The 11,997-nt window shown below is 59.9% G+C and carries 10 protein-coding genes; 5 read left to right on the top strand and 5 right to left on the bottom strand.

What is annotated here, in order from left to right:
• Nucleotides 1-307 precede the first annotated feature (307 nt).
• Complete coding sequence (hutC, locus tag ACIK7D_RS17410) at nucleotides 308-1,033, bottom strand: histidine utilization repressor (RefSeq protein WP_080819735.1); 726 nt, start codon at nucleotides 1,031-1,033, stop codon at nucleotides 308-310.
• A 51-nt stretch (nucleotides 1,034-1,084) separates the two neighbouring features.
• Nucleotides 1,085-2,431 carry a formimidoylglutamate deiminase gene (locus ACIK7D_RS17405; RefSeq protein ID WP_127755399.1) on the bottom strand — a complete coding sequence of 449 codons (1,347 nt, stop codon included), beginning with the start codon at nucleotides 2,429-2,431 and terminating at the stop codon, nucleotides 1,085-1,087.
• Between the two features lie 114 nt (nucleotides 2,432-2,545).
• Here ACIK7D_RS17405 and hutI point away from each other — a divergent pair, with 114 nt between their 5' ends.
• The 5 genes from hutI to ACIK7D_RS17380 all read left to right on the top strand — a co-directional run bounded on the left by hutI (nucleotide 2,546) and on the right by ACIK7D_RS17380 (nucleotide 8,678).
• Complete coding sequence (hutI, locus tag ACIK7D_RS17400; protein WP_127755400.1) at nucleotides 2,546-3,805, top strand: imidazolonepropionase; 1,260 nt, start codon at nucleotides 2,546-2,548, stop codon at nucleotides 3,803-3,805.
• On the top strand, nucleotides 3,802-5,346 hold the full coding sequence (hutH, locus tag ACIK7D_RS17395) for a histidine ammonia-lyase (protein ID WP_400156928.1): 1,545 nt from the start codon (nucleotides 3,802-3,804) through the stop codon (nucleotides 5,344-5,346). The genes hutI and hutH overlap by 4 nt, the downstream gene beginning before the upstream one ends.
• A gap of 210 nt (nucleotides 5,347-5,556) precedes the next feature.
• Nucleotides 5,557-6,360: an N-formylglutamate deformylase gene (hutG, locus tag ACIK7D_RS17390; RefSeq protein ID WP_400156927.1), complete on the top strand. Its 804-nt coding sequence runs from the start codon at nucleotides 5,557-5,559 to the stop codon at nucleotides 6,358-6,360.
• Between the two features lie 11 nt (nucleotides 6,361-6,371).
• Nucleotides 6,372-8,045 (top strand): urocanate hydratase, encoded by a 1,674-nt coding sequence (gene hutU, locus ACIK7D_RS17385; RefSeq protein WP_003519777.1) that lies wholly within the window; start codon nucleotides 6,372-6,374, stop codon nucleotides 8,043-8,045.
• 63 nt (nucleotides 8,046-8,108) lie between these two features.
• Nucleotides 8,109-8,678: a HutD family protein gene (locus tag ACIK7D_RS17380; protein ID WP_400156926.1), complete on the top strand. Its 570-nt coding sequence runs from the start codon at nucleotides 8,109-8,111 to the stop codon at nucleotides 8,676-8,678.
• A 58-nt stretch (nucleotides 8,679-8,736) separates the two neighbouring features.
• Here ACIK7D_RS17380 and ACIK7D_RS17375 read toward each other — a convergent pair whose 3' ends face one another.
• The 3 genes from ACIK7D_RS17375 to ACIK7D_RS17365 form a co-directional block, all read right to left on the bottom strand.
• On the bottom strand, nucleotides 8,737-10,215 hold the full coding sequence (locus tag ACIK7D_RS17375) for a M81 family metallopeptidase (protein ID WP_400156925.1): 1,479 nt from the start codon (nucleotides 10,213-10,215) through the stop codon (nucleotides 8,737-8,739).
• Nucleotides 10,216-10,286: 71 nt separating this feature from the next.
• On the bottom strand, nucleotides 10,287-11,375 hold the full coding sequence (locus ACIK7D_RS17370; protein WP_400156924.1) for a D-TA family PLP-dependent enzyme: 1,089 nt from the start codon (nucleotides 11,373-11,375) through the stop codon (nucleotides 10,287-10,289).
• A 31-nt stretch (nucleotides 11,376-11,406) separates the two neighbouring features.
• Nucleotides 11,407-11,802, bottom strand: coding sequence for a RidA family protein (locus tag ACIK7D_RS17365; RefSeq protein WP_400156923.1), 396 nt, complete (start codon nucleotides 11,800-11,802; stop codon nucleotides 11,407-11,409).
• Between the last annotated feature and the right edge of the window lie 195 nt (nucleotides 11,803-11,997).

The following is an 11,997-nucleotide window of genomic DNA, read 5'->3' as shown; positions in this document are numbered from 1 at the left end:
CGAAACCCAACAAGCAATCCGCTCATCAACTTGATTTCTTGAGAACGAAAGTCGCCGTCGCCAGCAGCGCCGCCGCCCTCGTTCAGTGAGCGGACTTATAAATCCACACCCTCAAACAAGTCAACACAGCAAAATCAAAAAAAACAAGAAATGTGATATGTTGCTGATTGTAAAAGGGAATTTGAAAATTATCGTATAAATGAACGACTTTTAACGGTTTTCCTGTCGGTGTCCGTCAAGCCTGATGGGCCTTCCTTTATATAGGGGCTCAGTATCGCAATAACAGGGGGCGAAGGCCTTGCCGATATCAGTCGGAAGACGGGCTGAAGCGGGCGACCAGCGCATGCGCATTGCCGGGATAGGTGAAGCGCACATAGGTGACAGCGCCCGAATTGCTCCAGGTACGGCGCTCCACGACAAGACACGCCTGCCTGTCGGAAATGCCGAGCAGGCGCGCGATCTCCTTCGACGGTGTTTCGGCACTGATCCGGTGTTCGGCAGTGCTCCACGGAACATGGCCGAGCAGCCAGGGGCCTGGCGCAATTTCGGTAAAGTCGGTTTCAGCCGCTTCCGGCACGGCCGTCAGATTGATGAGGCGCTGTTCGACACAGAATTCGCGCGCACCGGCGAAATGGATGCAGAGAATGTCGAGCAAAGGTGTCCCGACCGAAACGTCGAGCCGCTCACGATCCGCGCCTTTCGCGCTGCGCCTTTTGCGCTCCAGGATTTTGAAGCCATAGTCGAGGCCAAGGGATTCGACCTCGGCCCCGATATCGTGAATTTGAAGAACGGCGGACTGGATCTGCGGCTGGCGGACGAAACTGCCGGATTTCTTGCGGCGCTCGATCAAACCGGCCTTGGCGAGCTGGCCCATGACCTTGTTCACCGTCATGCGCGAACAGTGATATTGATCGGCGAGGTCGACCTCGAAAGGCAATCGATGGCCCGGCGGCCATTCTCCCGAAACGATCCGCCCCTCGATCTCACTGAGGATACGCTGGTGCAGGGTCTGCCCGGCTGATGCTTTCGTCACGTCCGCAATGCCTTTCCCCGCTGGCTTTTTCCCGTTTCTGCCGAGCCCATATCAGCTATCGAGAAGTTCAGCCATGACCTTGTTGAAACGATCGGATATTTCACGGCGATGGGTATGCCGGCCGGCCTGCACACACTTTTTGCCGCGCACCCAAACGGAATCGACAGAAACGCCACCCGCGAATATCCACTGATCGAGAATCTGGGGTATCGGAAGATAAGAAACGGCGGAAACATCAAGAGCGACGAAATCGGCGCTTTTTCCACTTTCCAGACCGTTTCGCGACGCCAGAGCCCTGCCGCCGCCTTCGAGCGCCTGCCGGAAGAGTTTTTCGCCCGTGGAATGACCGGCATCGGCGATGACATTGCGTGCGCGGTGAGAGAGTCGCTGCGAATATTCGAGCGTTCGCAATTCTTCCGGTACGGAAATCAGAATGTTGGAATCGGATCCGACGCCATAATGACCGTTTTCAGCGAGAAACGCCGGAGCCGGGAAGATGCCGTCGCCGAGATTGGCTTCGGTGATCGGGCAGAGGCCGGCAACAGCACCGCTTTTTGCCATGCCTCGCGTTTCGGTTTCCGTCATGTGTGTTGCATGGATAAGGCACCAGCGGCCATCGACCGGCGCGTTTTCAAGCAGCCATTCCACCGGTCTCGCACCGGAAAAGGCGAGCGAATCTTCCACTTCTTTCGTCTGTTCCGCCACATGAATATGGATCGGCCCGCCTTTTGCCAGCGGCTCGATGGCTGCCAGCTCGTCGCCGGTCACCGCACGCAGGCTGTGCGGCGCTATGCCAAGGGTGGCGCCCGGCAGCCTGTCCACAACGGCCTGCGCCCCCTGCATCAGCTTTCCGTAGCTGTCGAGCGAATGGATGAAGCGCTTCTGCCCGTCGATTGGCGTCTGGCCACCGAAACCGGAATGGGCGTAAAAGACCGGCAGCAATGTGAGGCCGATACCCGTCTGCGAGGCGGCCGCGCCGATACGTTCAGCCATTTCGGCGATATTACCGTAATGCGAGCCATCCCTGTCATTATGCAGATAATGAAATTCTCCAACCCGCCCAAAACCGGCCTCGAGCATTTCCATATAAAGCTGGGCGGCAACGGCCTCGACATGGTCAGGCGTCATGGAGAGCGCGAATTTATACATGACGGTGCGCCAGCTCCAGAAACTGTCATCGCCGGGACCACGGATTTCGGCAAGCCCCGCCATGGCACGCTGAAAGGCGTGGCTGTGAAGATTGGGCATGGCCGGGACAATGACGGCATGTCGCTCATCCTGCGGCTGCGGGGAAACGCCGGTTTCCACGGATAAAATAGCGCCTTCATCGCAGACGATGCGAACATCCTTCGCCCATCCATCCGCCAGAAGCGCTGCGCCCGCGTGAATTGCCGTCATGCCACCCTCTCCTTTGGTTCTGTCCGGCAAGGCCATTTCAAACACGAAATTGCGGCTTGCCAAGCCGATTATTATGTATATACATTTAACTCACAAAGGAAAGGCGAAAAGCAAATGCCAGGGAACAAATCTGCAAACGGAACGGCGACTGGGAACGCCACGGCTTTGTGGCGCAACGCCCGGCTGACAACCTTCGATCCCGCCATGGAAGGCATCGGCGCCGTCGAAAACGCCGTCATTGCCGTGCGTAACGGCCGCATCGCCTTTGCCGGCCCTGAAAGCGATCTGCCCACCGATCTGGCGAAAGCCGACGAGACCAACGATTGCGGCGGCCGCTGGATCACCCCTGCCCTGATTGACTGCCACACCCATCTTGTCTTCGGCGGCAACCGCGCCATGGAATTCGAGATGCGGCTGAATGGGGCGACCTATGAAGAGATCGCCAAGGCGGGCGGCGGCATTGTTTCTTCGGTGCGCGACACGCGTGCGCTTTCGGAAGATGCTCTGGTGGCGCAGGCTTTGCCGCGCCTCGACACGCTTCTTTCCGAAGGCGTTTCCACGGTTGAAATCAAATCCGGTTACGGTCTCGACATTGAAACCGAGCTGAAAATGCTGCGCGTCGCCCGCAGGCTCGAGACGTTGCGGCCGGTGCGCATCGTCACCAGCTATCTCGCCGCACATGCGACACCTGCAGACTATAAGGGGCGCAACGCCGATTATATTGGCGATGTCGTTCTGCCGGGGCTGGAAAAAGCCCGTGCGGAAGGCCTGGCGGATGCGGTTGACGGTTTTTGCGAAGGCATCGCCTTTTCCGTCGAGGAGATCGACCGGGTTTTCAAGGCTGCAAAACAGTATGGCCTTCCGGTCAAACTGCATGCCGAGCAGCTTTCCAACCTTGGCGGTTCCGAGCTTGCGGCATCCTATAACGCGCTTTCGGCCGATCATCTGGAATATCTTGATGAGGCCGGTGCGACGGCGCTGGCGAAAGCGGGAACCGTGGCCGTGCTTCTTCCCGGCGCTTTCTATGCGCTCAGGGAAAAACAATTGCCGCCGGTGCAGGCCCTGCGCGATGCCGGGGCCGACATTGCGCTGGCAACGGACTGCAACCCCGGCACTTCGCCGCTCACCTCCCTGCTGCTGACCATGAATATGGGCGCAACACTTTTCCGCATGACCGTGGAAGAGTGCCTGACGGCAACGACACGCAACGCGGCAAAGGCGCTCGGCCTGCTTACGGAAACCGGCACGCTGGAGGCTGGAAAATCCGCTGATTTCGCCATCTGGGATATCGAGCGTCCGGCAGAACTCGTCTACCGCATCGGTTTCAATCCGCTCCACGCCCGCATTTTCAAGGGAGAGAAGGTTTGCCCATGACCATGAAGACCATCACGCTTCACCCCGGCGATGTGAGCTTAGCCGATCTCGCCGAGATATACTGGGAGAACGGCAGCGCCAAACTCGACCGCAGCTTCGATAAAGGCATTGAAAAGGCGGCGGCCCGCATCGCCGAGATCGCTGCCGGCAATGCGCCGGTCTATGGCATCAATACCGGTTTCGGCAAGCTCGCTTCCATCAAGATCGACGCGGCCGATGTGGCGACGTTGCAGCGCAATCTCATCCTGTCGCATTGCTGCGGAGTCGGCGCACCGCTTCCTGAAAATGTCGTGCGGCTGATCATGGCGCTGAAGCTGGTTTCGCTCGGTCGCGGCGCATCCGGCGTGCGGCTGCAGCTGGTGCGGCTGATCGAAGCCATGTTGGAGAAGGGCGTCATCCCCGTCATTCCCGAAAAGGGTTCGGTCGGAGCTTCCGGCGATCTTGCGCCGCTTGCCCATATGGCCGCGGTGATGATGGGCGAAGGCGAGGCCTTTTATGCGGGTGCGCTTCTGCCAGCTGGCGAAGCGCTTGCGAAAGCCGGACTGACCCCGGTGGTGCTTGCCGCCAAGGAAGGGCTGGCGCTGATCAACGGCACACAGACCTCGACGGCGCTGGCGCTCGCCGGTCTTTTCCGCGCCCACCGCGCGGCGCAGGCGGCGCTGATTACCGGTGCGCTTTCCACCGATGCCGCCATGGGGTCTTCCGCACCTTTCCATCCCGATATTCACAGCCTGCGTGGCCATAAGGGCCAGATCGACGCGGGAGCGGCGCTTCGTAATCTGCTGGAAGGTTCGGAAATCCGCGTCAGCCATATCGAGGGCGATGAGCGGGTGCAGGATCCCTATTGCATTCGTTGCCAGCCGCAGGTGGATGGCGCCTGCCTCGATCTTCTGCGGCAGGTGGCCCGCACGCTGGAAATCGAAGCCAATGCCGTGACCGACAATCCGCTGGTGCTTTCAGACAATTCCGTCGTCTCCGGCGGCAATTTCCACGCCGAACCGGTGGCCTTTGCCGCCGACCAGACGGCGCTTGCCATTTGCGAGATCGGCGCAATCGCCCAGCGCCGTGTGGCGCTGCTGGTCGATCCGGCCCTTTCTTATGGCCTTCCGGCCTTTCTTTCGAAGAAGCCGGGTCTGAATTCCGGTCTGATGATCGCCGAAGTCACCTCCGCCGCGCTGATGAGCGAGAACAAGCAGATGGCGCATCCGGCCTCGGTCGATTCGACGCCGACTTCCGCCAACCAGGAAGACCATGTGTCCATGGCCTGCCATGGCGCGCGCCGCCTGCTGCCGATGACGGACAATCTCTTCGCCATTCTCGGCATCGAGGCGCTTTCGGCCGTACAGGGCGTGGAACTGCGTGGGCCGCTGAAAACGAGCCCCGAACTGCAAAAGGTGATTGCGGCATTGCGCGCGGCGGTCCCTTCGCTGGAGGAAGACCGCTATATGGCGCCGGACCTGAAGACTGCGGCGGAATTGATTGCCTCCGGCGCGCTGGCGGCGGCAATTTCGGATGGCATCCTGCCGAAGCTGGAGGTTTGAGATGATGAGTACTCTATCCTCCACTGCCGTGGGGTTACCCCCCTCTGCCCTGCCGGGCATCTCCCCCTCAAGGGGGGAGATCAGATGCCGCACCCGCTCGTTCCCAGATATTGTGGCGCAAGGTATTCGCCGCTTGCCGATCTCCCCCCTTGAGGGGGAGATGCCCGGCAGGGCAGAGGGGGGTAACCCCACGGCAGAAGAGGTCGATCGATGAACAGACCCTTCACGCTTCACCAGGGCGCCTCGCCCATCATCCTCGGACTACCTCACACCGGCACGGATGTGCCGGCGGATATCTGGCAACGCCTGAACGATAACGGCAAGATTCTCGCCGATACGGACTGGCATATCCATGAGCTCTATGCCGGCCTTCTCGAGAATGCGACAACCGTAAGGGCGACCTTCCACCGTTATGTGATCGATGCCAACCGCGACCCGGCCGGGGTCAGCCTTTATCCGGGCCAGAACACCACCGGGCTTGTTCCGGAGACCGATTTCGACGGTGAGCCGATCTGGAATGAAGGACAGGAACCCGCGGCGGACGATATCGCCTATCGTCTGGAAAACTTCCACGCGCCTTATCACGCTGCCCTTGCGGCGGAAATCGAGCGGGTCAAATCCATCCACGGCATCGCCATTCTCTATGATTGCCATTCTATCCGTTCGCATATTCCCTTCCTGTTCGAAGACAAGCTGCCGGATTTCAACATCGGCACGGATATGGGCAAGACCTGCGATCCGGCCATCGAAAAAATCGCCGTCGAGGTGACCGCCGCAGCGGAGGGCTACGACAGCATCCTGAACGGCCGTTTCAAGGGCGGCTGGACGACGCGCCATTACGGAAAACCGCAGAGCGGCGTGCACGCCATTCAGATGGAGCTGGCGCAATCCACCCACCTTCAAAGCGAGACGCCGCCTTTTGCCTATGACACGGGCAAGGCCGAACGGCTTCGCTCCCATCTCAAAACCATTCTCACGCGCATGGAAAAATTTGCGCTCGGCACGAAACGATAAGGGGAAAACACATGAACAATCCACGCCACAATATTCGCGATGTCCGCTCGCCGCAGGGCACTGACCTCAATGCCAAAAGCTGGATGACGGAAGCGCCGCTGCGCATGCTGATGAACAATCTCGACCCTGACGTGGCCGAGCGCCCGCATGAGCTGGTGGTTTATGGCGGTATCGGCCGCGCCGCCCGCACCTGGGACGATTTCGACCGTATCGTCGCGACGCTGAAGGATCTGAACGAGGATGAAACCCTCGTCGTGCAGTCCGGCAAGCCGGTCGGCGTGTTCCGCACCCACAAGGACGCGCCGCGCGTGCTGATCGCCAATTCCAACCTCGTGCCGCACTGGGCGAACTGGGATCATTTCAACGAGCTGGATAAGAAGGGCCTTGCCATGTACGGCCAGATGACGGCCGGTTCGTGGATCTACATCGGTACGCAGGGCATCGTACAGGGCACCTATGAAACCTTTGTCGAGGCCGGCCGCCAGCATTATGACGGCAACCTGAAGGGCAAGTGGATCCTGACCGGCGGTCTCGGCGGCATGGGCGGCGCACAGCCGCTCGCCGCCGTCATGGCCGGCGCCTGCTGCCTCGCCGTCGAATGCGATGAAACCCGCGTCGACTTCCGCCTGCGCACCCGTTATGTCGATGCGAAGGCGCATACGCTCGATGAGGCGCTGGCGCTGATCGACCAATGGACCAAGGCGGGCGAGGCGAAATCCGTCGGCCTGATCGGCAATGCGGCGGAAATCTTCCCGGAACTCGTCCGTCGCGGCGTTCGTCCCGATATCGTTACCGACCAGACCTCGGCGCACGATCCCGTCCATGGTTACCTTCCCGTGGGATGGACCGTTGCCGAATGGCGCGCCAAGCAGGAAAGCGACCCGAAGGCCGTTGCTGCTGCCGCTCGCGCCTCGATGAAGGTGCATGTGCAGGCCATGGTCGATTTCTGGAACGCCGGCGTTCCGACGCTCGATTACGGCAACAATATCCGCCAGGTCGCCAAGGATGAGGGCCTGGAAAACGCCTTCGCCTTCCCGGGCTTCGTCCCGGCCTATATCCGCCCGCTGTTTTGCCGCGGCATCGGCCCGTTCCGCTGGGCGGCCCTTTCCGGCGATCCGGAAGACATCTACAAGACCGACGCCAAGGTGAAGGAACTGCTGCCAGACAACAAACACCTGCACAACTGGCTGGACATGGCGCGCGAGCGCATCGCTTTTCAGGGCCTGCCCGCGCGCATTTGCTGGGTCGGCCTTGGCGACCGTCACCGTCTCGGCCTCGCCTTCAACGAAATGGTCAGGAACGGTGAGCTGAAGGCGCCGATCGTCATCGGACGCGACCATCTGGATTCCGGCTCCGTCGCCTCGCCCAACCGCGAGACCGAGGCCATGAAGGATGGCTCGGACGCCGTTTCCGACTGGCCGCTTCTCAATGCGCTGCTCAACACCGCATCCGGCGCGACCTGGGTGTCGTTGCATCACGGCGGCGGCGTCGGCATGGGCTTCTCGCAACATTCCGGCATGGTCATCTGCGCCGATGGCACCGACGATGCCGCTCGCCGGCTGGAGCGCGTGCTGTGGAATGACCCGGCAACCGGCGTCATGCGCCATGCCGATGCCGGTTACGACATCGCCGTGGAATGCGCCAAGGAACAGGGCCTGCGCCTGCCCGGCATTCTCGGCAATTGATCCTCTTTCGGCCGGAAAGAGAAACACCTTTTTCCGGCCGATCCCTCTCAAAAGTGGAAAACCATGACCCTGCTGCGCGCAAGCGATTACAAGCGAATGCCCTGGAAAAACGGCGGCGGCGAAACGGTGGAAATCGCCATCTTTCCACCCGCGTCTTCCGTTGAGAATTTCGACTGGCGTATCAGCATGGCGACGGTGGCGAGCGACGGGCCGTTTTCGATCTTCCCCGGCATAGACCGCACCCTCTCCATTCTTGAGGGAAACGGTATGGCGCTGGCAATTGCGACGGACGATCCGCTGTTGCTGACAATGGAAAGCCCACCCCTGCCCTTTCCGGCCGATGTTGCCGTGAATGCGACCCTGCCCGATGGCGCGGTCACCGATCTGAACGTCATGACCCGCCGCTCGCGCTTTCGTCATGTCGTTAAAAGGCATTCCGGCCCATTTTCGGAAAAAGCCGCCGGAAACACGACGCTTGTTCTGGCACTCGACCCGCTGACGATTTTAACCGGTGAAGGCAAGGACCGATTGGGGAAGCTGGATGGCCTGCTGATCGAAGGCGGTTTACCGTTCACCGTCGAAGGGGATCGAAGCGAAAGCGCCTTTTTCCTGATCACGCTCGAGCGTCTCTGAAGCCTTCCGGAAAAGGCTTCACAAATTCCGTCCAGATAACGCTCAAACCGCTGCCGCCTCAGTCCAGGCCCAGCGGATCGGCCACCCGTGGCCAAAGCTCAAGGCTCGCCTTGCGATAGGGCGTTTTTGCCGGATCGGTCGGATAGGATGTCGGGGCCGCGATATAAACGATCTCGGAGGCGACCGGCGCAAACCCCGCATGAAAATGGTTGGTGGACTTGACCAGCAGCACGTCTTTCTTCGCGAAATCGACGCCGAGATTGGAAAAGATATCCGGCTCATAAGTTTGCGTGCGGCTGGTGATGAGGATGATATCGATCTGCGTACCGAGCGGCCGAACGACGGCGGCGCGGCCGAGCGTGACGCGGCTGTTGCGAAAACTCTGCCAGCCGGCCTCGGCCGTGCGCATCACCTTTATGCGGAAATCGAGCGGCTCGCCGCCTTCCGGGCTGGATTTGCCGCCGATGCGCAGATCGATCTCGGCGCCCTCGCCCGCCGCGTGACAGAAAGACACCGCAATCGGGTCCCAGATCGTCGCGACGGCGATATTGTCCATGCCGCGCTCCACCATGCGCCGCAGAATATGGGTGGCGTCACCGGCGACACCACCGCCCGGATTGTCCCAGATATCGGAGACGACGACCGGCCTGTCCGGATTGTTGCGGCGAATGGCAAGAACCTGATCGAGACCTGATTCCGTATCGAGCATCGGCATGGCGGTCAGTTTGCGCATGGCATAAAGCTCATGGCCGAGCTTTTCAGCCAGTGCATCGCCCTTTGCCCTGTCATTATCGGTCACGACAACGATGCGCGTTCCCATATCCGGCACGTCACCCGCCATGAAACCGTGAATGACGGAAATCGACAGGATGCCATCCTTACCTTCCATCGCCTTCAGCCGGTCGACGTAAGAGCGCATCGGCTCGCGGCTGGTGGGATAAATGGTGATCATGCGGCAATCGAAAGTCGAGATGACCGGCTTGATCTCCCCCCGAAGCGTGCGCAGCGCCATCTCCACCACATGCTCGCCGCGCTCTTCGAAATCCGTATGCGGAAATTCGAGAAACGTCGCCATGATATCGAGATTTTTGACCCGAAGCGCGGTCAGATGGCTGTGCGGATCGAATTCCGCCGCGACCAGTACATCCGGTCCGACCAATGCGCGGACGCGTGACAGGAAATCCCCTTCCGGATCGTCATAACCCTGCGCCACCATGGCGCCGTGCAGACCGAGCACCACGGCATCGACCGGCATGGCGGCACCGAGTTCGGCGAGAATCGTATCCCGCAGCGTTTCATAGGTCTGGCGCTGGATAAGGCCCGCCGGTTCCGCCCAGCAGGAAGTTCCCTCTATTACCGTGAACCCTTCCGCCTTACCGCGGCGACGCAAGATCGGCACTGGCGATGAGCAGAGCGTCGGCGTTTCGGGATGCTTCCCCGGCCCGGCATAAAAAGCCGCGCGGAAGGCGTCCATATCCGTCGGGACTGGTGAAAACGTGTTGGTTTCGGTGGCGAGTGACGCCGTGAAGATGCGCATGTCTCTAGATTCTCGTTACCGCAATCTGCCCTTCGGCAGCTTTATTTCAGAATTTAATTAGCCGGGTAATCTTACCAGACCGTACCGCGCGCCGCGATCTGCTCAACCCGCGTCACGATACCGTTTCGATGAAAAACCATCCTGTCGAAAAGATTGCTGACGACACAGGTGTGGTTCGGAACGACCTTAACCACGTTGCCGATTTCAGGCTGGCCCGAGGCACAGCCGGATAGATCGACGACCGCATGTTCCTCCGAAAGCGAGATGATTTTCGCACCTTCATAGCCCTCGAGCAGCCCGTAATCGCTGAAACCCAAGAGATCCGAGGTCAGGGCCTTGGAGCCGCAATCCAGCACGGCCCGATCGGCTGTCGGTCGCGATACGACGGTGGCAAGAACATGCATGGCGAGATCGCCCGCCGTGCAATGTCCGGCGCGCAGCATGGCGCGATCATTATAGACATAGGTGCCGGCCCGATGTTCGGTGGCGGAAGGAACGAGATGGGCGGCGTAAAAATCTGGAGAACCGCCGCTGGACCGCACCGGGCATTCCATGCCCTTTGCAGCCAGCAACGCCATGGTCTCGCGAAGGAAGTTCTCCACCGTCGCGGCTCCGCCCGGTGCCGGATAGGTCAAAATACCCTTGAATGTGAGGCCCGGTGCCGCAGCGATCTTTTCCGCAAGCGCCAGTGCCGCTTCCGGCGTCTGCACACCGCAGCGCTTGCCGCCCGTGTCGCATTCGACCAGTACGGCAAGCGGCCTTGCCGCGTCGAATGTATCGGCAAGGCCTGCAATCGTGACCGCACTATCAGCAACCACGCTCAGCCGGCCGATGCGCGTATTCAGCGCCTTCAGCCGCGACAGCTTTGCTGCACCGAGAATATTGTAGGTGATCAGAATGTCATCGACACCGGTATCCGCAAAAACCTCCGCCTCACTGACTTTCTGGCAATTAATGCCGATGGCGCCGGCCTGAAGCTGCTGTTTGGCGACGGCGGGTATCTTGTGCGTCTTGATATGCGGCCGAAAGGCCTTGCCGTGGTCATCCAGATAGGATTGCGCCCTGAGGATATTGGCAGCGAGCCTGTCCTCGTCGATGACAGGCATCGGCGTCGAAATCGCATTGAGGGGTGTGCCCGCATCAGGCCAGGGATAGGTCATCATCTACTCTCAAACATCGAAAACTTAGGCTTCAGGCCAGCGGCTTATAGGCGATAACGTCCATTTCCACCTTGGCATCGACCATCAGCGGCGATTGCACGGTGGAGCGTGCCGGCGGATGATCGATGAAATATTTCTGAAAGACGGCGTTGAAGCTCGAAAAATCCCGGGCATCGTCCAGCCAGACATTGACCTTGACCACATCCGCAAGCGTACAATCGGCAAGCGCCAGAACATCCTTGATATTGGCAACCACCTGCTCGGTCTGCGCCACGATCCCGCCGGTCACCACCTCACCATCGACGGTCGGCACCTGCCCGGAAACATACACGAAATCGCCGGCTCGGACGGCCTTGGCAAATGGTCGCCGCTGTCCACCAGCCTGATTGTCCGCTGCCTCATATCGTATCGGTTTCGGCTTTTGCATAAATCCTCGCAAATTATTTTCATAATTTCAGAAATTTTCGCGATTTGTAGCCGATTTTATGAGGCATTTCCATAAGCAATGTAAATTATTTAGCAATCGCGCACATTACGCGCGAAATCCGCTGCCGTGCTTGCCGCCCATGATTATTGCGAAATATATGGCTCAGGGTCGATATATGGTGTGATTCATGGGGAA

The organism is Agrobacterium sp. P15N1-A (assembly GCF_044626815.1).
Classification (GTDB): domain Bacteria; phylum Pseudomonadota; class Alphaproteobacteria; order Rhizobiales; family Rhizobiaceae; genus Agrobacterium; species Agrobacterium leguminum.
Note: the sequence above shows the minus strand (reverse complement) of the source record. Positions and strands in the feature narration are given on the sequence as shown.